Source organism: Ferrovibrio sp. (genome assembly GCF_964218355.1).
Classification (GTDB): Bacteria; Pseudomonadota; Alphaproteobacteria; order Ferrovibrionales; family Ferrovibrionaceae; genus Ferrovibrio.
Genome location: NZ_CAXPMC010000007.1, coordinates 108415 through 129432, shown reverse-complemented (window position 1 = coordinate 129432; position 21018 = coordinate 108415). Strand labels below are relative to the sequence as shown.

Here is a 21018-nt window from a genome sequence, read left to right as displayed (position 1 = left end):
GAAGGCCCCGCCGCCCCCCGCAAAGGAACCGAGCCATGTCGCTGAGCGCCGCACTGAATACCGCCGTGATTGGCCTGCAGACCCTGCAGAATCAGACGCGCCTGGTTTCCGGCAATGTCTCGAATGCGCAGAACCCGTCCTACTCGCGCAAGGTCGCCGCGCTGACCACCCCGGCCGCCGACGGTTATCCCCAGGCCGCCCTGATTGCCAGCGTCACCCGCGTCACCGCTCCCGAGGTGCAGCAGGATTTCTACAAGGCACAGGCCAATTTCGGCGAGCTGGAAGCCCAGCTCGGCTACGCCAAGGAACTGGCGGAATCGCTGGATGCCACGGTCACCACCGGCGAGCAGCCGACCCTGATGGCAATGCTGACCCGCTTCGAAGATGCCTGGAAGCAGCTCGAGGCCACTCCGGAAGACACCGATCTGCGCAACCAGGTCGTGCTGCGCGGCAACGAACTGACCGCCGAAATCCGGCGCGTGAACGGGCTGCAGTCGCAGCTGCAGAACCGCGCCCGCCAGAATATCCTGACCGAGATCAATGCGATCAACGAAGCCGCCGTGCAGATCGCCAAACTGAACAGCCAGATCGCCTCGCAGAAATCGGGCAATGGCGATGTCGGCGAGCTGGAAGACCTGCGCGATGCGGAAATCGCCAAGCTGGCGGACAAGGTCGGCATCCGGACTCTCCAGAACAACCGCGGCGAAGTCTTCGTCTACACGGAGGCCGGCGTGCAGATCGTCGGCACCGTGGCTCAGCAGTTCACCTACAATACAGGCACCAACGAGATCACCAATGTCGGCGGCACCAATGTCCTGAACCAGGGCTTCCAGACCGGCTCGATCCGCGCCAGCTTCAATTACCTCGACACCAGCGCGACGGCCCTGGCCAGCTCCGACCCCAATGTCGGCACCCTGCAGAAGTTCTTCAACCAGCTGGATACCTTCGCCGCCAACCTGGTTACCGTGGTCAACAATGCCTATGACGACCCGGCGACCGGCGCCGTCGAGCAGTTCTTCGCCACGCCGACCGCCAATTTCGAAGCCGGCGACATCGCGGTGCTGGCCGCCCTGCAGACGACGCCGACCAACCTGAACGCGGCCCGCGCCGGCGCCGTTCAGCAGGCGATGCGCAACACCACCCTGACCGCCGCCCAGGTCAACCGTGCGGCGGATCCGAACGGTCTGGTGGTGGCCAACGTGAATATCTTCGGCCTCGGCAGCGGCGTGCTGGCCTATCACGCCCGCAACGCCTCGGAAAACGAGTCCGCCCGCGATACTGCCGAACGCCAGAGCGCGGCCATCGAAACCAACTTCCGCAATCTCGTTGGCGTCAGCATCGACGACGAGCTTGCCCATCTGCAGGTTCTGCAGAACAACTACGCAGCCCTGGCCAACGTCATGAACACCGTCACGCAGATGTTCGACGTTCTCGTCAACATCGGGAGGTAAGTTATGGTTGCAGTCACCGGCACCACCCAGCTGGCCCAGCAGTTCACCTTCACCCGCAACATCCGGCAGCTGAACCTGCAACTGGCCCGGCAGAACGAGCAGCTCGGCTCTGGTCGCTATGCAGACGGCCTGATCGGCGTGTCGCAGCGCGCACTTGAACTCAGTCAGCTCAAGGCCGATCTCGGTTCCGTCAACAATTACAAGTCCGGTGTGCAGACGGCACAGAACCGCGTCGGCCTCTATGCCGTCGGCATCGAGAAGATCATCGACCTCGCCACCGAGGCGAAAGACCTGATGATCAAGACCCGCGACCCCTTCTTCGCCGCCACGGCGGCGCCGCGGGTGCAGATCGAAACCCTGATGGACCAGGTCGGCAGCCTGCTGCAGACCAAGGACGGCGAACGCTTCCTGTTCGGTGGCACCGATTACACCATTACGCCGATCAACGGCCAGCTGTCGCAGCTGGCCACCACCTATGCCGCCAATGCCGTGCCCGGCGCCGCGGGCTATCCGGTGCCCTTCGCCGCCGCCGCCAATGCCGGCGCCTACCCGCCGGCTCCCTATGCGGCTGCGGCGAATTTCTATCTCGGCACCACCGGCACTCTCGCCAACACCTTCAATTACCAGGGCGTCACCCTCTATTCGGATGACAACGAGCTGGTCAGCTATGGCGTCTCGGCCGCCGAGCCGGCCTTCCAGCAGCTCGTCGATGCCATGATCCGCTTCCGCGATGCCACCCAGGACATCGCCGGCAACGGCCCGAACTATACGGTCCGCGTCGACGATGCCCGCGCCCAGCTGGAAACGGCGATTACCAGCCTGAAGACCATTGCCTCGCGCAACGGCTACAAGCAGCAGCAGCTGAAGGAGGTGCAGGAGCGTCACGACCGCTCGCTGGATGTCCTGAAGGTCCGGATCGGCGCCATCGAGAATGTCGATATCGGCGAGGTTTCGGTCAACATCAAGAACCTGCAGACCTCGCTCGAAGCCAGCTATGTGATTACCCGCGACAGCCTGCAGCTCTCGCTGGTCAATTTCCTGCGCTGAGGCATTCCCCCGGGGTTTTCCGCGCCGGACGGGTGCTTTTGGCATCCGCCGGCCGGTTGCGATTCACCGCGCTTGTCTTATATTCCGGGCCATGGAGACTGGCCCGGCCATGCAGATTCAGATCTACAACACGCTGACCCGCAGCAAGGAACCCTTCATCCCGCAGGATCCGCAGCGGGTGACGATGTATGTCTGCGGCCCGACCGTCTACAACTACGCCCATATCGGCAACGCCCGCCCGGTCGTCGTGTTCGACACGCTGTACCGTCTGCTCGGCCGCATCTACCCGCGGGTCATCTATGCCCGCAACGTCACCGACGTCGACGACAAGATCAATGCCGCCGCACAGAAGGAAGGCGTGCCGATCGGCACCATCACGGCGCGGTACCATGCCGTCTATCGCGAGGATATGAGCGCGCTGGGCGCGCTGCCGCCGGTGCTCGAGCCGAAGGTGACCGAACATATCGATGCCATCGTCGCCATGATCGGACGCCTGATCGCCAATGGCCATGCCTACGAAGCCGAGGGGCATGTCCTGTTCAATGTGCCGTCCTATGCCGCGTATGGCCGGTTGTCGGGTCGCGACCGCGACGAGATGATCGCCGGCGCCCGCGTCGAAGTCGCCCCCTACAAACGCGATGCGGCCGATTTCGTCCTCTGGAAACCTTCGCCGCCCGACCTGCCGGGCTGGGACAGCCCCTGGGGCCGCGGCCGGCCCGGCTGGCACATCGAATGCTCGGCCATGATCGAGAAGAATCTCGGAGCCGGCACCATCGACATTCATGGCGGCGGCCACGACCTCGTCTTTCCGCATCACGAAAACGAGATTGCCCAGAGCACCTGCGCCCATGGGGGCGCCCTGTTCAGCCGCTACTGGATGCATAACGGCTTCGTCAATATCGAAGCCGAGAAGATGTCGAAGTCGGTGGGCAACGTCCTGCTGGTGCACGACCTGCTGAAGCAGGCGCCGGGCGAGGCGATCCGGCTGGCCCTGCTGTCGGCGCATTACCGGCAGCCGCTCGACTGGACCGAGGCCGGCCTGCGCGAGGCGAAAGCCCAGCTCGACCGCCTCTATCGCACTCTCGACAGTCTGAAGGACGCCGAGGCGACGGCCAGTGCCGCGCCGGAGGCTTTCCTCGCCGCGCTGGCCGACGACCTCAACACACCGAAGGCGCTGGCCGAACTGCACCAGATCGCCAATGCCGCCAACAAGGCAACCGGGGCGGCCGAGCGGGCCCGCCTGAAGGGCGAGCTGCTGGCCGCCGGCTGGCTGCTGGGCCTGCTGCAGCAGGATGCCGCCGCCTGGCTGAAGGGCAATGTGGCGGCAGACATGGACGTTGCCGAGATCGAAGACCTGATTGCCGCACGCCGCACGGCCCGGGCCCGCAAGGACTGGGCGGAATCCGACCGCATCCGCGACGCGCTGGCTGCGCGCGGCATCCTGCTGGAGGACAAGGCCGGCGAAACCACCTGGCGCGTGGCATCATAGGAGGCGGCCATGAGCGAGAGCATCCAGGAAACCCAGCAGCAGATCATCGAGGATTTCGCGCTGTTCGACGACTGGATGGACCGCTACCGGTATCTGATCGATCTCGGCCGGTCGCTGCCTCCCTACCCGGACGCATTGCGCACTGACGACTGGCGGGTCAAGGGCTGCATCAACCGCGCCTGGCTGCATGGCGAAGCCCGCGATGGCCGCATCCACTACCAGGCCAGCAGCGAATCCGAGATCGTCGCCGGACTGATCGCCCTGCTGCTGAAGGTCTATTCCGGCCGCACGGCGCAGGAGATCGTCGATACGCCGCCGGACTTCCTCGACAGGATCGGGGTCTGGGAGAACATCACCTCGAACCGGGTGAACGGCCTGAACGGCATGATCGCGCTGATCCGCAATGTCGCCCGGGCGGAACTGAAAGCCGCCTGAGCCATCGCGCCTATGCGGCGCCGCGCGCCGCCTCGATCTGGTCGATGGCCTTCACCACCGCCTCGAAAGGCAGCAGCACGGCATTGTGCCGGGCCTTGTGGTCGCGCACCGGGGTCAGCACTTCCAGATCGGCAAAGGCACCGCCGGCGAAATCGGCGCCCGGCGGCGGCCCGTCTTCCTTCAGCATGCGGCGCATAATGCCGGCCAGCTCCCGCAGGGTGGCGGCATCCTGCCCCAGCACATGCCGGCCCAGGATCGAGGCGGCCGCCTGGCCGAGCGCGCAGGCCCGGACCTGCTGGCCATAGCCGGCGATGCGGCCATCGGGGCCGAGGCTGACATCCACGGTGATGCGGCTGCCGCAGAGCGGGCTGTGATGGGTCACCGTCGCATCCGGTGCCAGCAGGCGCTCGGTCTGGCCAATATGTGCCGCAAAACCAAGGATTTTTTCATTATACAGGGCGTTCAGCATGGGGCTCCGGGCGGCTTGGCTTGAAGCAGGGGCCGCCCGACGATATATAACGGCCCATCTTTGAAGAGCAATCCGGCTTGTTGCCGCCCCCGGGGCCGGCAGCCCGCCGGGACAGGAGCAAGCCCGTGTTCGCCAAGCGCATATCCGTGGAACAGGTCGAGGAAGGCCATGACCTAGCGCCGAAATTCGACGCTGACGGCCTGATCCCCTGTGTGACCACCGACGCCGACAGCGGCGAAGTCCTGATGCTGGGCTACATGAATGCAGAGGCGCTGACGCGCACCATCGAAACCGGCGAGGCACATTACTGGAGCCGCAGCCGCAAGGTCCTGTGGCACAAGGGTGCCACCTCCGGCCTGGTACAGAAGGTTGCCGAGCTGCGCATCGACGATGATCAGGATGCGGTCTGGCTGCGGGTGAAAATCCCCGGCGATGCCTCCTGCCATGTCGGCTACCGCTCCTGCTTCTACCGCTCGGTACCGACCGGCCAGGCGGGCGACAAGCCGGTCGCGCTGAAATTCGAGGAGACCGAGAAGGCCTTCGATCCGAAGGCGGTCTATGGCGATGCGCCGAACCCGACCATTCTCTGATCTGCCGCGTCCTGTGATATGGGAAAGCCCGGGTTCACCCCGGGCTTTTTCTTGTGCGGCGCACGCGGGCGACAGAGGCATTACTGTAAAATAAGCATGTATGCGGCTCGATTTCTGCCATGGACAGGACCAGCCGTGCCTATATTTTTGAGACATGAGCAACCAGCAGTCAAAATCCTTCATGGGCCGGATCGGCAACATGCTGTTCGGGGACGACGACGCCCCCGCCACGCAGCCGCGCCGGTCCCAGGCGGAAACCACGCCTTCGGGTGGTGGCCGCAGACCGCTGGCGCCCGGCACCGCGCTGCCGAGCAAGCTGCCGGCCGGCACCATGCAGCTGATCGGCCTCGCCGCGATCCGGCAGGAGCTTGGCCCGCAATGGCCGGACCGGGCCGAGCAGATTTTCCATCTCGTCGAGGGAATCCTGCGGCGGCGGCTCGACGTCACCGATGCCTATTACAAGGTCGATGACGAGAATTACCTGATCCTGTTCACCCGGCTGGGCCGGCAGGAAGCGGCTTTCAAGGCAAAGGTGATCGCCGACGAAGTCCAGAAGCTGGTGGTCGGCGAATTGCCGGCCGACCGCGAGATCATCGTCTCTTCCACCGTGGCCGAAGTTGACCGCAAGCTGGTCCTGCAGCGCGTTGAATCGCTGCAGGACCTGGTCAACTATGTCCGCGCCGCCGCCGAGGCGGCACCGCAGGACGACAGCGTGACCTTTTTCCACCAGGGCGCCGAGGCCGATCCCGACCTGTCGCAGGTCGGGCCGGCGGTTACCGGCGCCGGGCCAGACCTGACCGATCTCGACCAGTCGCTGGCCGGCCTGTTCCAGAAGAAAACCATCGCGGCCTTTCTCAAGGAATGCCAGGCCGGGTTCTATCCCGCCTTCGGCATCAAGCGCCGGACCTTCAACATCTATCATTCGACCGTCATCCATGTGCCGACCGGCCGGCCGGCGCTGGAGATCGACGACCCGTTCCTCGAGAACCCGGCCGAACTGCCCTTTCACCTCGATCGCTACACGCTCACCACCGGCCTGCTCGGCGTCCATCGCATGCTGACCAGCGGTCGCAAGGGCATCGCCATCATGTCGGTGAATTTCGATACCCTGGCGCAATCGAAACTGCGGGATGTGTATTTTGCCCGCCTGAAGGAGATCCCGGCCGGCATTTCGAAATTCCTCGGCATGGCAATCCACAATATCCCGGCCGGCACGCCCGCCAGCCGTGTCGCCGAGGTGATGGCCTATATCCAGCCCTTCTGCGCCACCCGCGTGCTGCATATCGCGCCCGATTTCCGCCTGATCGATCTCTATGCCACCACCGGCTGCCACACCTTCTCGACCTGGGTTCCGCAGGATGAGGTCGATATCGGCAAGCGGCTCAACCTCCTGTCGAGCTTCGCCAAACGGGCCGCGCTGCACCGGATGGAATCCGTGCTGGCCTTTGCCTCCAGCCACGACGACGTTTCGACGGCCATTGCCGCCGGCTTCAGCTTCATCGAGGGGGATGCGGTGGCGCCGATCGTCGAGACCCCAGGTTTCGCCGAAACACTGAAGCCAGACCACATCCTGCGCCAGATCGGCAGCAGCTGACCGCTAGAGCCCGAGTTCCCTGAACGGGTAAAACAGCGCCGTCTCTCCGGGTTCCAGCCCGCTCCGGTCTTCGTCAAGGGCGAGCACGCCGTCGCTGTGTACCAGCGACGACAGGATGCCGGCACCGTCCACAGGATATTTGCGGGCCAGCCAGCCGCCCGTCCCGTCCGGTTCGAGCGAAACCCGCAGCCATTCGCGCAGCCCGGCCCGCTTGGCCCAGCGAAAGCCCGAACGGACCGCAAACCCACGCGGCGGCATCGGTATATAGCCGCCCAGCTTCTGCAGCAGCGGACCGGCAAAAAAGGCAAAGGTCAGGGCCGCAGCCACCGGATTGCCGGGCAGGCCGATCACCGGCACGGCACCGACCTGGCCCAGTGCCACCGGTTTGCCCGGCCGGATCGCCAGCCGCCACGCATGCAGCCGGCCACCGGCTGCCGCAATGGCGGCCTTCACGTGATCTTCCTCGCCACCCGACACGCCGCCGGAGGTGACGATCGCGTCATGGGTCGCCGATACCTCGGCAAACAGGCCGGCCAGATGCCCCTGGCGGTCCGGCTGGATACCGAGATCGCTGACATGGCAGCCGATCCCCGACAGCAGGGCCGCCAGCAACGGGCGATTGGCATCGTGGATACCGCCGGCCGGCAATGGCTGGCCGGCTTCGTGCAGCTCATCGCCGGTCGACAGCAGGGCAATACGCAGGGGCCGGAAAACCGGCAGCCCTGCATGGCCGGCCGCGGCGGCCAGCGCCAGATCGCCCGGTGCCAGCCGGCGGCCGGCCGGCAGGATTTCCGCCCCCTGCCGAACATCCTCGCCGGCCCGCCGGCAATTGGCGCCGGGCACAATCCCGGGCGGGATCACCACATGGCCGTCGGTTTCGCTGCAATCCTCCTGCATCAGCACGGTATCGGGGCCGCCGCCGGCACTGGCGGCAGCCGGCATCATCGCACCGGTCAGGATTTTGACAGCGGCGCCGCGCGGCTGCAGGCCGGCAAAAGGATGTCCGGCTGCGGCCCGGCCGATCACCGGCAACCGCGTTGCCGCCCCTGGCAGCAGGTCGGCATGATAGACGGCATATCCGTCCACGGCGGCATTGTCCTGCGGCGGCAGGGGCAGCCGCGCCGCCAGCGGCACCGCCAGGGCCCGCCCCGCCGCCAGGCCGGTCGGGCAGGTCTCGATCTCCGTCAGCGGCACTAGGCGCTGCAGCAGCTGGGCCAGCGCCGCATCCAGGCGGGTCAGCGCACCGCCATCGGCAAAACAATCGTCATTCAGCCGCGCCACGGCGCTTTCCTGCGGCAAGACCATCCAGCCAGTCGGCAATGAAGGCCACCACCGTCTCCGGCGCACCGGCATCCAGCCAGGGCACCGGCAGTCCGGCCACCGGACGGTCGCCGGCAACCGCGATGATGCGGGGATCTTCCGGCTGCAGCATCGGCTTGCCGGAAGCGGCCCGCCAGACCTCGATCTTCGGGATCGGTTCGTATTTGAAACCCTCGACCAGCACCAGGTCGACGGGGCTGAGCCGGGCCAGCAGCGCATCGAGGCCGGCCTCGGCTTCGTCGCGATATTCGTGCATCAGGGCGAAGCGCCGGCCGGAACCGATCAGCACCTCGCTGGCACCCGCCTCGCGATGGCGGAAGGAATCCTTGCCAGGCCGGTCGATGTCGAAATCATGATGGGCATGCTTGATGGTCGAGACCCGCAGGCCGCGGCCAACCAGGCCGGGAAGCACCGCGGTCAGCAGCGTGGTCTTGCCGGCACCGCTCCAGCCGGCGAAGCCAAGCACCGCCATGGCACCGCCATTCTTGCTGCTGTGCATCTGCCCATCCATCCGGAAGCCGAGGCCAAGGCTTTGATTATAATGGCGGCAGAACAGGAAAACTAGCCGAAGACCGGAACATTCACGGTTCCGCAGGGAATCGTCAAATTATCGCCATGTCGCTGGTGCAGCTTGGTTTTCCTTTCCCCGGCAATGTCCTATTTAGGGCAGCGCCCAGACTGGCAGATCAGAACAGAGAAGACAGCGCGAAACAAAGGAGTGTTACCTGATGAGTGCCCCGTTCACCATGAAACCCCTCCCCTATGCCGACGACGCCCTGAGCCCGGTTGTCAATGCCGGCACGATCGGCTTCCACTACGGCAAGCATCACACCACCTATCTCAACAACCTGAACAATCTGCTGGCCAACGACCCGCTGAAGGACAAGAGCCTGGTCGAGGTGATCAGGGCGGTGGCCGGCAAGGCCGACAAGGCCGGCATCTTCAACAATGCCGCCCAGGTCTGGAACCATGATTTCTACTGGGACAGCCTGCGCCCCAATGGCGGCGGCAAGCCGACCGGCAAGATGGCCGACCTGATCAAGGACAGCTTCGGCGACTACGACAAGTTCAAGGCCGATTTCGCCGCTGCCTGCGTCGGCCAGTTCGGCTCCGGCTGGGCCTGGCTCTGCCTTGAGGGCGGCAAGCTGACCATCCGCAAGACCCCGAATGCCGAAACCCCGCTGACCGTCGACGGCGTCAAGCCGCTGCTGACCATCGACGTGTGGGAGCATGCCTATTACCTCGACTGGCAGAACCGTCGCCCGGATTACGCCAATGCAGTGATCGACAAGCTGCTGAACTGGGAATTCGCCGAAAAGAACCTCGGCTGATCCTGGCTGCAGGATGCGAAAGGGCGGCGGGCATCTGCCGCCCTTTCTGTATGAGGACGGGGCCGGCGCATTAACGGATGCGTAAGGCGGAAGGCCCCACAAGAAACACGCCGGTACCTGTCGCCGGCAGGGAACATGTCGCAATGCCGCACGACACGCCGCTGATCACCATGCTGGCCATGGCCTTCGTGATCGCCTTTGCCTTCGGCTTCGTGGCCCGGCAGTTCCGGCTGTCGCCCCTGGTCGGCTACCTGCTGGCCGGCATTGCCGTCGGCCCGCATACCCCGGGCTATATTGCCGATACCGTGTTGGCCCAGCAGCTGGCCGAGGTGGGCGTGATCCTGCTGATGTTCGGCGTCGGCCTGCATTTCTCGACCCGCGATCTGATGCAGGTGCGCTGGATCGCCATCCCCGGCGCGCTGGCCCAGATTCTGGTGGCCAGCCTGCTCGGCTTCGGCGTTGCCCAGGCCTTTGGCTGGGGCATCGGCGCCGGGATCATCTTCGGCCTGTCGCTGTCGGTGGCCAGCACCGTGGTGCTGCTGCGCGCCATGGAGGCGCGCGGCGACCTTGGCAATCCGGAAAGCCGCATCGCGGTCGGCTGGCTGATCGTCGAGGACATCTTCATGATCCTCGCCCTGCTTCTGCTGCCGCCGCTGGCCGACACGCTGGGCGGCCGCCCCTCGATCTATGCCGGTGACAACCTGCTGCAGAATCTGGCCCTGACCGTCATCAAGGTCGCGGCCTTTGCCGGCCTTGCCCTGCTGGTCGGCAAACGGGTGATCCCGTGGCTGCTGGCGAAGGTGGATGCCACAGGATCGCGCGAGCTGTTCACCCTGGCGGTGCTTGCCGCCGCGCTCGGCATCGCCTGGGGGGCCGCCACGCTGTTCGACGTTTCCTTCGCACTGGGCGCCTTCTTCGCCGGCATGATCATGAACGAGTCCGATCTCAGCCACGATGCCGCCCAGCGCTCGCTGCCCTTCCAGGACGCATTCGCGGTGCTGTTCTTCGTCTCGGTCGGCATGCTGTTCGATCCCGCTATCGTCACCCAGGCACCGCTGCCGCTGCTCGCCGTCCTGCTGATCATCATCGGCGGCAAATCGCTGGCCGCCTTCCTGATCGTGCTGGCCTTCCGGCATCCGCTGACCACGGCACTGACCGTCTCGGCCAGCCTGGCGCAGATCGGCGAGTTTTCGTTCATCCTGGCCGGCCTCGGCGTCTCCTACGGCCTGCTGCCCGAGGAGGGCCGCGACCTCGTGCTGGCCGGCGCCCTGCTCTCGATCGCCCTCAATCCGCTGCTGTTCCGGCTGCTGCGCCCGGTCGAGGCCTGGCTGCTGGCGCGGCCCGACCTGCTGCGCCGCCTCGGCGCCCGCGACCTGCCGTCAGATTGACGCTGCGGCCAGCGCCTCTGCCGCCGCAAGATCGGCGGGCGTGTTCACGTTGAAGAAGGGGTCGACCGGATCGGTGCCGAATGCGGCCTGTGCCATATGGTGGCGCGCCGTGTAATCGGTCATGCGGCGGACGCCGTCTGCGATCAGGGCATGCCGCAGGTCGTCACGCAGGGCCAGCGGCCACAGGCCCACCACCGGATGCAGCTGCCCGCCGGAAGCCGCGCAGGCGATCTCCGCACCGGCCCGGTCGCGCGCCGCCATCATCCGCACCGCCAGATCCCGCGGCAGGAACGGCGCATCGGCCGGCACGCTGAGCAGCGCGACCGTTTCCGGCCGGTTCGCCCGCGCCCAGTCCATGCCGGCAAGGATGCCGGCCAGCGGCCCGGCGAAATCCGGAACCGGATCCGCCGCCACCGGCAGGCCGAAGGCGGCATAGCGGGCCGGGTCGTCATTGGCATTGAGGATGACGGCATCGACCTGGGGCGCCAGCCGGGCCGCCACATGAGCCAGCAGCGGCCGGCCGGCCAGTTCCTGCAGCGGCTTGTCGCCACCCATGCGCCGGCCCTGCCCGCCAGCCAGGATGATGCCGAGAATTGCGCCGCGCGTCTGTTCCGCCATGCCCCTGTATAGGGGCTTTCTCAGCCGGTGGCGATATATTGCCGCAGGGCCTCGGCCTCCATCTCGGTATCGGCAATGCGCTTCTTCACCACGTCGCCGATCGAGATCATGCCGGTCAGCTTGCCGTCATCGACCACCGGCAGGTGGCGGATGCGCCGCTTGGTCATCAGATGCATGATATCCTCGATGGTGTCGTGGCTGGAGCAGACCATCACCGTCTTGGTCATGATGCTGTCGACGCTCTGCTGCAGCAGGTCGGTGCCGATCATCGCCAGGCCGCGCACGATGTCGCGCTCGGAAACGATGCCGCCGATACTGCCATCCGGCCTGAGCACCAGCACGGCACCGATGCCCTTGTCCGCCAGCAGCTGGCAGACCGCCTCGACGCTGTCCCCGGGCTTGGCGCCGATCACGCCACCCCTTTTTTCCCTGAGTATGGCTGCAACATTCATGGCCGCTTCCTCCGTTTGCCGCCCGTACCGGGCGTTGTCATTCGGGCACTACAAATCCTCCCGCAGAGCCTGCACGATTTCGGCCAGAACCCGTTCGGCCTGGTCGTTGGGGACCTGGCAGGTGCCGGCGCCGGCATGGCCGCCGCCGCCGTAATGCAGCAGCAGCGGGCCGACCTCGATCCCGGGCGCCCGGCCGAAGATGGTCTTGCCAACCGCCAGCACGGTATTGCGCCGGTTCACGCCCCACAGCACATGCACCGAGATGTTGCAGCGCAGATACAGCGCATAGACCAGGAAGCGGTTGCCGGCCCAGATCGGCTCCTCGCCGCGCAGGTCGAGCACGACGACATTGCCCATCACGCTGCCGCAGCGGCGCAGCTGGTCGCGGAAGCGTTCGGCCTGTTCGAAATACAGGTCGGCCCGCTCGCGCACATCCGGATGCGCCAGCACCTTGCCGACATCGCCCTCGCGGCTGAGTTCGACCAGGTCCTGCATCAGCTGGTAGTTGGAAATGCGGAAATCGCGGAACCGGCCCAGGCCGGTGCGGGCATCCATCAGGAAGGCCAGCAGCACCCAGCCGGTGGGATCGAGCACCTCCTCGACGGTGAAATGCGCCGAATCCGCCTTGTCGACCGCCGACATCAGCGCATCGAACCGGCGCGGGAACCGCTCGTGGCCGCCGAAATGGTCCCACACGACGCGGGCAGCGGAATCGGCGCCGGCGCGGATGATGTGGTTGGCCGGCCGCCCGTTCCGCGCCCCGCCATTGCGGGCATCCGCCGGCACCGGGGCGCCGGCGCGGATTTCCTCGCTCAGATGATGGTCGAAACACAGGTGGCAGCCCGGCACATAGGGCAGGTTGGTGATGATGTCGCGCGGGCCGATCTCGACGGCGCCGTCCTGCATGTCCTTCGGATGGGCGAAGCGGATCTCGTCGATCAGGTCCATCTCGCGCAGCAGCACGGCACTGGCCAGGCCATCAAAATCGCTGCGTGTGACGAGGCGGTACCGGCCGCTGCCCATCTGGCCTCCCAGGCGAATGCCGTGGACTCAATCCTGCCCCAAGTCTCCGCCAAGGCCGGGGCGAAGACAAGCCCCGCCGCCGGCCCCGGCGGCCCTGTCACGCCCGGCCGGCGGCTGCGGATAAGCGGCTGACTCCGAAGGCCAATCCCCGTGGCCCGGCAGGACCGGCAGACGCCGCGCAAGGCTTGCGGGTCGGGGCTGCTTCGGTTAAGGTCCGCGCCGCTTTCGACCCCCGGCCGGGACATCCGTTCCCTGCCGGACCCCTGCGGAGAGGTGCCAGAGTGGTCGATCGGGGCGGTCTCGAAAACCGTTGTGCCTTTGCGGGTACCGTGGGTTCGAATCCCACCCTCTCCGCCATCCTTCCAGAAAGAATGGCCGGCGCTACAGTTCCTCCGGGTCCGTCCCGGTCGTGCGCTGGAAGATACGGTAACGGCCGAAGGCCGTGATTTCCTCATACTCGTCCAGCGTCGCCGCAAAAACCGAATTGCGGCCGAAATATTCGAGATAGTCGAAAGCCGGACCGCCGCAGGCCGGAATGCCGGCATCCGTGTCGATGATCACCAGCGACGGCCGGTCATGCGCAAAATCGGCGGACAGGCCGTCGAAAATGCGCCGCTCGTCCGCCGACATCCGGGCCGGCGGGTTGTAGGGCGCCGGCCGGCCGCAATCGCCGTAGATTCCCTGCAGCAGCCACATGCTCTCGAAACGCCCGGTCAGCCGGACACGGGCATAGTTCACCATCGGGAAATGCGGCAGCACGCCGGGCGAGACGATCATCACGCGGCCGTCGAAGGCGTGACGCTGCACCACGTCGAGCAGCCGGCGGGTATCGCTGGTGGCAAACCCGCGCTGCGGCTGGAACGGCAGGCCGAGCGTGGCACCATGGAAATAGCAGGTCAGCAGCAGCAGGCCGGCGATGGCCGGCGCGCCGGCGGCGGCGGTGCGGCGGGGCAGGTAGCGGTCGATCACGCCGGCCAGGGTGCTGAACACCAGCAGCAGGCAGCCCGCGGTGGCCGGCAGGCTCTGGTACGACCAGCCCTTGGCCTGCACCACCGCCGCGACCGCACTGCCGAGCACATAGAGGACCACCAGCCGCTGCAGCTGCAGGCCGCGCAGGGCGACGGCGATCCCGGCCAGCGGCAGACTGACCGCCAGCACCGGTCCGATCAGGCCGCCGGTCGCCACCGCCCACATCGCCTCGCCCTGCTCGGCATATTGCCGGAATGCCATCGGCACGATCTCGGCCAGGTATTCCGGCATCACGGCAATCATCAGGAAACCCTGCAGGGCCGGGCCCGCCGCCAGCCACCACAGTGCCGGATCGCGCAGGCCCGGCTGGCGCCGCAATGCCATCAGGCAGACCTCGACCAGGGCGAGCGCCAGCAGGAAATGCGGCTTCAGGGCAAAGCCGATACCGGCCGCGGCCATGATCGTCCACAGCAGGCCGTCCGGCAGACGCTGCCCCCCGGCCCGCGGGACCGCCGCCAGCAGATACGGCATGCTGGCGATCAGCATGATGTGCTCGCGCTGGCCGAACATGTCGTCGGGATAGACGAGCAGCAGAAAGGCCAGCAGCGGCGGCAGCAGGAACCGCGACACCGGGCCGAAGCCGCTGCCGGCCAGCGTGATGACCCTGTGGGCCAGCAACAGGGCGCCACCGGCAAGGCCGAGAACCATGAGGACAAATGCCGTCGGGCCGTCGACGGCGGCGAAATGCCGGGCCAGCATTTCGGGCAGTGCCGCCAGCAGGAAGACCAGCGGCGGGTTGATGTCGATCACGTCGACATAGAGCCGGGCCCCGTCCAGCCAGCGGCCGGCGACGTCCAGGATCAGGGCGGCATCGTGATTGAGCGGCGGCTGGAGGTAGCCGAGGGCCCAGCAGGCCGGCAGCAGCAGCGCCACGGCCTGCAGGAGCTGGCTGCGCGACAGCCTGCGGGTCAACCCGGGCAGCAGTCCGCGCGGCAGCAGGTCTGCCCCGGACGTCATGTCCGCAGCGGGGCGACCGCCATGTTCCAAAGGTTCGAAAGCGCTCACCCGGGCCCGCAACCGTCAATGCCTGCGACGGAACGCAATCTACTCCGGCGGCCGGATTCGCGGCAAGGGCGCCCCGCCCGGCTCACATGGCGGGTTCAGCCGCGCAGCTTCAGGGTCCAGGCCTGCAGGGCGGCCAGCAGCTGGGCGATGATGTCGCGGGTCGGCTGGTCGGTCAGATTGCCGCCGGCATCGAATTTCGACGCCGCCTGGCCGATGAAGACTTCCGGCTTGTTCACCGGGAAGGCGTTCAGGAACACCATCATCTGCCGCAGGTGATACTGCGCCCGCGCGGTGCCGATCACGCCGGTTGCCGCGCCCATGATCGCCACCGGCTTGCCGTCGAACGGCTGGCTCGGCGGCCGCGAGGCCCAGTCGATGGCGTTCTTGAGCACACCCGGTATCGAGAAATTGTATTCCGGGGTCACGAACAGCACGGCATCGGCCTCGCCCAGCGCCTGGCGCAGCCGGGCCACCGGCTCGGGATAGCCGGCCTGGCGGATGTCGTCGTTATACAGCGGCAGGTCGCCCACCGGCGCCGGCCGGATCGTCATGCCCGCCGGTGCCAGCTCGATGGCGGCACGCAGCGCGGCGGCATTGTACGAATCCTTGCGCAGGCTGCCGCACAGGGCGGCGACGCGGATATCGGTCGTGGTCATGGAATCATCTCCGGTCCGGGGTTGGCCAGGCGGGCCTCAGGCCTCTTCCTGGAAAATCTCGCGGCGGCGGCGGCCGAATTGCGGCAGCAGCACCAGACAGGGCGCCAGCACCGCCAGCAGCAGCAGGACCGCCGCCACCGGCCGGGTGGCAAAGACCGTCGGATCGCCGTCCGACAGCGTCAGCGCCCGCCGCAGGTGATCCTCGATCAGCGGCCCGAGCACGAAGCCCAGCACCAGCGGCGCCGCCTCCAGCCCCAGTTTCGAGAGCAGGAAGCCGAGCAGGCCGAAACCGACCGCCAGCAGCACCTCGAAGCTGCTGCTGTTCACGCCGTAGACGCCGATGCAGCAGAACAGGAAGATCGCCGGGAACATGAAGCGGTAGGGGATCTTCAGGAACTGCACCCAGATGCCCACCAGCGGCAGGTTGATGATCACCAGCATGATATTGCCGATCAGCATGCTGGCGATCAGGCCCCAGAACAGCGCCGGCTGTTCGGTCATCACCGTCGGACCCGGCGCGATGCCGTGGATCATCATGCCGCCGACCAGCAAAGCCAGCACCGCATTGGGCGGGATGCCCAGCGTCAGCAGCGGGATGAACGAGGCCTGGGCGGCGGCATTGTTGGCCGATTCCGGCCCGGCCAGACCCTCGACCGCGCCGTTGCCGAATTCCTGCGGCCGCCGCGACAGCCGCTTCTCGAGGCCGTAGGACGTGAAGGAGGCCAGGATCGAGCCGCCGCCGGGCAGGATGCCGAGCAGCGTGCCCAGCAGCGTGCCGCGCAGCACCGCCGGCGTCGCACGGCGACCCTCCTCGCGCGAGGGCCACAGGCGGCCGACCTTCTGCACCATGCCGGTGAAGGCCTCGCCGGCATCGAGGTTGCGCATGACTTCCGCGATGCCGAACAGGCCGACCGCCAGCGGCACGAAGCCGATGCCGTCCGACAGTTCCGGCAGGTCGAAGGTCAGGCGCGGGAAACCGGTATTGATGTCGCGGCCGACGCTGCCCAGCAGCAGGCCGAGGCAGACCATGCCCAGCGCGCCGATCATCGAGCCATGCGACATCACGATCGACACCGACAGGCCCAGCACCATCAGGCCGAAATACTCGGCCGAGCCGAAGGACAGCGCGATCCTGGCGAATTCCGGCCCGAACAGCACGTTCAGCATGGTGCCGACGATGCCGGCGAAGAAACTGCCCAGCGCGGCGATGGCCAGCGCCGAGCCGGCCCGGCCGCGGCGCGCCATCTCGTAGCCATCGAGGCAGGTGACCACCGAGGCGGATTCGCCCGGCACCCGCATCAGGATCGAGGTGGTCGAGCCGCCATACTGCGAGCCGTAATAGATGCCGGCCAGCATGATCAGGGCAGCCACCGGGGTCAGGTAGAAGGTCACCGGCAGCAGCATGGCGATGGTCGCCACCGGGCCGATGCCGGGCAGAACACCGATCAGCGTGCCGCACAGCACGCCGAAGAAACAGAACAGCAGGTTGGTCGGCTCCAGCGCGACGCCGAGGCCGGACAGGAAATACTCCAGCGACTGGATCATGGCATGAACAATCCCGGCCAGATGGGCATCTGGATACGCAGCCCGTAGCCGAACAGCAGGGTGACGAAGGCGGACAGCCCGATGGCGCAGAGGATGCGGCTGCGCAGGGTCAGGCTGCGCAGGCCGTAGGTGGCGGTGAAGGTGGCGACGGCAGCGGTGAGGGCCAGCCCGCCCGCCTGCAGCAGCAGGGCGAACAGCGCCATCGATGCCGGGATCACGAAGGGCCGCCAGCTGCGGAAGGCCGGCAGCGGTGCATCCGGCACCCGCGCTTCCTGCGCGGCAGGTGGCACCCGCGCTTCCTGCGCGGCAGGCGGCACCCGCCCATCCGGCGCGGCGGACAGGCTCTGCCGCCGGCGGGCAAGGCCGGCCTGCAGCAGCCCGAGCAGCAGCATGGCGCCGCCGCCCGCCTGCATCACCAGGCCCGGCCCGATCTCCGACGGGTTGCCGGAGGGATAGGACCAGGTCAGGGCAAGGATGCCCGCGCCGAAACAGGCAACAAACAGGCCGGCGCAGGCATCCCGCGTCATCATCCCTCTCCCGGTCCGCTTACTGCTGCTGGACCTCGGCATCCTTCATCACGCCGCCCCAGCGCTTGATTTCGGAGGCAAGATGGGCGGTGAAGGCCTGCGGCGTGTTGGTCGCCGGGATGAAGGCGGCATCGAGGATCTGCTTGCGCACGCTGTCCTGCGCCAGCGCCTTGTGAATGGCCTGGTTCATCTTGGTGACGATGGCCGCCGGCGTGCCGGCCGGGAAAGCCAGGCCATACCAGGTGGAGATGTCGAAGCCCTTGAGGCCGGCCTCGGCCACGGTCGGCACATCGGGCAGCACCGGATAGCGCTCGGCCGAGGTGACCGCCAGCGCCTTCAGCTCGCCGCCCCTGATCTGGCCGATCACCGGCGAGGCGACCTCGACCAGCATCTCGACCTCGCCGCTGCGGGTCGCCGCCACCGCCGCCGGCGTACCCTTGTAGGGCACATGGCGCAGCTGGATGCCGGCCATCATGCGGAACACGGTGCCGACGAAATGCTGGGTGCTGCCGACGCCGACGCTGGCGAAGCGCACCTTGTTGGGCTCAGCCTTGGCCAGCGCGACCAGTTCCTTCAGGTTGCCTGCCTTCAGGTCGTTGTTGACGGCGATCACCAGCGGCATGGTGGCCACCAGCGAAACCGGCGCGAAATCCTTCTCGGCATCGAAGGGCAGCTTCTTGTAGAGGTTGGCCGAAACGGCATGGCCGTTATTCATCATGAAGATCGAATAACCGTCCTTTTCGGCCTTGGCGACGGTGTCGGCACCGATGGTGCCGCCGGCGCCCGGCTTGTTCTCGACCACCACCGGCTGGCCCAGCGCTTCCGACAGCGGCTGGGCGACGATGCGGGCGATGATGTCGGTGCCGCCGCCGGCGCCGAAGCCGACCACCATGCGGACCGGCCGCGACGGCCATTCGTCGGCAACGGCCGGCTGCGCCGCCAGCACGGTGGCGGCGGAAACGGCCATGCCGATGGCCAGAGATGCGAAAGCCTGCTTGCTCATGATGTCCTCCTCCCGGACCTGCGGACTGGCTGCCCGCTTGGTTCATATATGTGAACTTGTTCTTATAGATGAACTTTCGCCGATGGCCTGCGGCCTGTCAATCACCTTTCTCCGGTGCCAGCGCGAAGTCGTAGCGCAGGCGGTGATAGGGCTGTGCCATCGCACGACCGTCCGGTGCATCTCCGGCCGGGCAATGCTCGATCCGTGCGATCAGCTGCGGCTTCACGCCGAACACCACGTCGCTGTCGAGATAGCGGTCGCCGGCCTCGAAGACATGGGTGACCAGCGTCGCATGACCGGGTGCCGCGATCATGAAATGCACATGCGCCGGCCGCCACGGATGCCGGCCCTGCGCCTTCAGCAGGTCGCCGACCGGGCCGTCATCGGGAATCGGATAGGAAGACGGCTTCACCGTCCAGAAATGGAAACGGCCCTCGGCATCGGTGCGGAACCGCGCCCGGCCGCTGAGACCGCCGAGCCTGTCGAGCTGCTGCACGTCGTAGAAGCCGGCTTCATCGGCCTGCCAGGTATCGACGATGGCGCCGGCCAGGGCATTGCCGGCCGCATCGGTCACCCGCCCCTCGACCAGCAGCGGCGCCCCGGGCAGGCCGGCGGCAATATCGGCACCGGCCGGCATTTCCGGCGGATTGTCGACATAGAAAGGCCCCAGCACCGTCGACTGGGTGGCCCCGCGATCCTGCCGGTGATTGATCGCATCGACCAGCATCGACACGCCGAGCACGTCCGACAGCAGGATGAATTCCTGGCGGAGATTGTCGCACATATGTCCGGTGCGGGTCAGGAAATCGATGCCCGCCTTCCATTCGGCCTGGCTCGGCTCGACCTCGCGGATGAAGGCATGCAGATGCCGCACCAGGGCATCGCTGATCTGGCGGATGCGGTCGTCGGCGGCCTGCGCCACGCGCGCACGCGCGGCTTCGGTGATGCTGTTCTCGATGGTCATCGTCTTCCTCGCATGTCACATGGGCCGCGGCGGGTCGCCGGCATGGGCCTGCCGCAGCAGGGCCAGCAGCAGCGGCCGGTCCAGCGGCCGCGGATTCCGGTAGGGATTCTCCGCGGCGATGTCGGCCGCGCGTTCCAGCGCGCTTTCCGGCAGGCCGAGTGCGGCCAGGCCGCGCGGCGCGCCGAGCCGGCTGCCCAGCTGCCACAGCGCCTGCGCGGCATCCGCCGCATCGAGCGCCCGGCCCAGCCGCTGCATCGCCTGCGGCACGGCCGGCGCGTTGCAGGCCAGCGCATAGGGCAGCACCACGCAATGGGTTTCGGCATGGGGCAGGTCGAAACTGCCGCCCAGCACATGGCACAGCTTGTGATGCAGCGCCATGCCGACATTGCCGAGACAGATGCCGGCCAGCCAGGCGCCGTGCAGCGCCTGCCAGCGCGCGGCGCCATCCTGCGGATCGGCAATAACCGCCGGTAGGCCGGCCGCCAGTGCGCGCACGGATTCCTCCGCCATCAGGTCGATCACCGGATTGGTATCGGCGGCATACAATGCCTCCACCGCATGGGCCATGGCATTCATGCCGCTGACCGCCGACAGGCCGGGCGGCAGGCTGAGCGTGAGATCGACATCGTAGATCACCGTGCCGGGCAGCAGCCGGGGATCGCGCTGCGTCGTCTTGCGGCCCTCCGCCGTCTCGCCCAGGATCGGCGTCATCTCCGAACCGGCATAGGTGGTGGGAACCGCCACCTGTGGCAGGCCGCTGCGCAGGGCCAGCGCCTTGCCCAGCCCGGTGGTGGAACCGCCGCCGGCCGAAACCAGCGCATCGGCGTCCAGCCGGCGCAGCTCGGCCAGCGCCGCCGCGCTCACCGCCACCGGCGTATGCATGGCGGCGCCGGCGAAATGCCCGGCGATGCGGCCGCCGGCCGCGTCGCGCACGGCAGCAGCCAGCCCCGCCTGCTCCGGCGTGGTCAGCAGCAGTGCACGGCGGCTGCCGATCCGCTCCAGCTCGTCGCCCAGCCCGGCCAGCGTGCCGCGACCGAAGCGCACGCGCTGCGGCAGGCTGGCATAGATGAAATCCTGCATCG

General features: G+C 67.1%; 21 protein-coding genes and 1 tRNA gene. 9 read left to right on the top strand and 13 right to left on the bottom strand.

Annotated elements, in window-relative coordinates:
* Nucleotides 1–35: 35 nt before the first annotated feature.
* From flgK to ACEQZY_RS03210, 4 genes are all read left to right on the top strand, one after another.
* Nucleotides 36–1451: a flagellar hook-associated protein FlgK gene (flgK, locus tag ACEQZY_RS03225; protein WP_341702949.1), complete on the top strand. Its 1416-nt coding sequence runs from the start codon at nt 36–38 to the stop codon at nt 1449–1451.
* Nucleotides 1452–1454: 3 nt separating this feature from the next.
* Nucleotides 1455–2498: a flagellin gene (locus tag ACEQZY_RS03220; protein ID WP_341702948.1), complete on the top strand. Its 1044-nt coding sequence runs from the start codon at nt 1455–1457 to the stop codon at nt 2496–2498.
* Nucleotides 2499–2607: 109 nt separating this feature from the next.
* Nucleotides 2608–3987, top strand: coding sequence for a cysteine--tRNA ligase (gene cysS, locus ACEQZY_RS03215; RefSeq protein ID WP_341702947.1), 1380 nt, complete (start codon nt 2608–2610; stop codon nt 3985–3987).
* 9 nt (nt 3988–3996) lie between these two features.
* A complete protein-coding gene (locus ACEQZY_RS03210; RefSeq protein ID WP_341702946.1) occupies nt 3997–4422 on the top strand; it encodes a SufE family protein in 426 nt (141 codons plus the stop codon).
* A 10-nt stretch (nt 4423–4432) separates the two neighbouring features.
* Here the strand turns inward: ACEQZY_RS03210 and ACEQZY_RS03205 are convergent, their stop codons facing one another.
* A complete protein-coding gene (locus ACEQZY_RS03205; RefSeq protein ID WP_370152211.1) occupies nt 4433–4891 on the bottom strand; it encodes an iron-sulfur cluster assembly scaffold protein in 459 nt (152 codons plus the stop codon).
* Between the two features lie 125 nt (nt 4892–5016).
* Between ACEQZY_RS03205 and hisI the strand changes: the two genes are divergently transcribed.
* Nucleotides 5017–5481 (top strand): phosphoribosyl-AMP cyclohydrolase, encoded by a 465-nt coding sequence (gene hisI / locus ACEQZY_RS03200; protein ID WP_341702944.1) that lies wholly within the window; start codon nt 5017–5019, stop codon nt 5479–5481.
* 154 nt (nt 5482–5635) lie between these two features.
* Nucleotides 5636–7075, top strand: a complete 1440-nt coding sequence (locus ACEQZY_RS03195) for a hypothetical protein (protein WP_370152207.1) — start codon at nt 5636–5638, stop codon at nt 7073–7075.
* A gap of 3 nt (nt 7076–7078) precedes the next feature.
* On the opposite strand, the gene glp is transcribed toward ACEQZY_RS03195, so the two are convergent.
* Both glp and mobB read right to left on the bottom strand, forming a co-directional pair.
* On the bottom strand, nt 7079–8356 hold the full coding sequence (glp, locus tag ACEQZY_RS03190; RefSeq protein WP_341702942.1) for a gephyrin-like molybdotransferase Glp: 1278 nt from the start codon (nt 8354–8356) through the stop codon (nt 7079–7081).
* Nucleotides 8340–8867, bottom strand: coding sequence for a molybdopterin-guanine dinucleotide biosynthesis protein B (mobB, locus tag ACEQZY_RS03185; protein WP_341702973.1), 528 nt, complete (start codon nt 8865–8867; stop codon nt 8340–8342). The genes glp and mobB overlap by 17 nt, the downstream gene beginning before the upstream one ends.
* Nucleotides 8868–9123: 256 nt before the next feature.
* Between mobB and ACEQZY_RS03180 the strand changes: the two genes are divergently transcribed.
* Together ACEQZY_RS03180 and ACEQZY_RS03175 are read left to right on the top strand one after the other, a co-directional pair.
* Nucleotides 9124–9726 carry a superoxide dismutase gene (locus ACEQZY_RS03180; RefSeq protein ID WP_341702941.1) on the top strand — a complete coding sequence of 201 codons (603 nt, stop codon included), beginning with the start codon at nt 9124–9126 and terminating at the stop codon, nt 9724–9726.
* A gap of 143 nt (nt 9727–9869) precedes the next feature.
* Nucleotides 9870–11114 carry a cation:proton antiporter gene (locus tag ACEQZY_RS03175; RefSeq protein WP_341702940.1) on the top strand — a complete coding sequence of 415 codons (1245 nt, stop codon included), beginning with the start codon at nt 9870–9872 and terminating at the stop codon, nt 11112–11114.
* Here ACEQZY_RS03175 and mobA read toward each other — a convergent pair.
* The 3 genes from mobA to ACEQZY_RS03160 are packed head-to-tail and all read right to left on the bottom strand — an operon-like array spanning nt 11106 to nt 13207.
* Nucleotides 11106–11732 (bottom strand): molybdenum cofactor guanylyltransferase MobA, encoded by a 627-nt coding sequence (gene mobA / locus ACEQZY_RS03170; RefSeq protein WP_370152205.1) that lies wholly within the window; start codon nt 11730–11732, stop codon nt 11106–11108. The two genes, ACEQZY_RS03175 and mobA, sit on opposite strands and share 9 nt — an antisense overlap.
* Before the next feature lie 20 nt (nt 11733–11752).
* Entirely contained in the window at nt 11753–12184 is a 432-nt protein-coding gene (locus tag ACEQZY_RS03165) for a CBS domain-containing protein (RefSeq protein ID WP_341702938.1), read from the bottom strand.
* A gap of 48 nt (nt 12185–12232) precedes the next feature.
* Nucleotides 12233–13207 carry an exopolyphosphatase gene (locus tag ACEQZY_RS03160; RefSeq protein WP_341702937.1) on the bottom strand — a complete coding sequence of 325 codons (975 nt, stop codon included), beginning with the start codon at nt 13205–13207 and terminating at the stop codon, nt 12233–12235.
* A gap of 267 nt (nt 13208–13474) precedes the next feature.
* Here ACEQZY_RS03160 and ACEQZY_RS03155 point away from each other — a divergent pair.
* A tRNA-Ser gene (locus ACEQZY_RS03155) sits at nt 13475–13564 on the top strand.
* Nucleotides 13565–13588: 24 nt separating this feature from the next.
* Here ACEQZY_RS03155 and ACEQZY_RS03150 read toward each other — a convergent pair.
* From ACEQZY_RS03150 to ACEQZY_RS03120, 7 genes are all read right to left on the bottom strand, one after another.
* Complete coding sequence (locus ACEQZY_RS03150; RefSeq protein WP_370152201.1) at nt 13589–15193, bottom strand: hypothetical protein; 1605 nt, start codon at nt 15191–15193, stop codon at nt 13589–13591.
* Nucleotides 15194–15336: 143 nt separating this feature from the next.
* On the bottom strand, nt 15337–15897 hold the full coding sequence (locus ACEQZY_RS03145) for an NADPH-dependent FMN reductase (protein ID WP_370152199.1): 561 nt from the start codon (nt 15895–15897) through the stop codon (nt 15337–15339).
* Nucleotides 15898–15933: 36 nt separating this feature from the next.
* Nucleotides 15934–17442 (bottom strand): tripartite tricarboxylate transporter permease, encoded by a 1509-nt coding sequence (locus ACEQZY_RS03140; RefSeq protein WP_370152196.1) that lies wholly within the window; start codon nt 17440–17442, stop codon nt 15934–15936.
* Complete coding sequence (locus tag ACEQZY_RS03135; RefSeq protein ID WP_370152193.1) at nt 17439–17969, bottom strand: tripartite tricarboxylate transporter TctB family protein; 531 nt, start codon at nt 17967–17969, stop codon at nt 17439–17441. The genes ACEQZY_RS03140 and ACEQZY_RS03135 overlap by 4 nt, the downstream gene beginning before the upstream one ends.
* A 19-nt stretch (nt 17970–17988) precedes the next feature.
* Nucleotides 17989–18972, bottom strand: a complete 984-nt coding sequence (locus tag ACEQZY_RS03130; protein WP_341705771.1) for a tripartite tricarboxylate transporter substrate binding protein — start codon at nt 18970–18972, stop codon at nt 17989–17991.
* 97 nt (nt 18973–19069) lie between these two features.
* Entirely contained in the window at nt 19070–19936 is an 867-nt protein-coding gene (locus ACEQZY_RS03125; protein ID WP_370152190.1) for an intradiol ring-cleavage dioxygenase, read from the bottom strand.
* Nucleotides 19937–19951: 15 nt separating this feature from the next.
* Nucleotides 19952–21016: a maleylacetate reductase gene (locus ACEQZY_RS03120; RefSeq protein WP_370152187.1), complete on the bottom strand. Its 1065-nt coding sequence runs from the start codon at nt 21014–21016 to the stop codon at nt 19952–19954.
* Between the last annotated feature and the right edge of the window lie 2 nt (nt 21017–21018).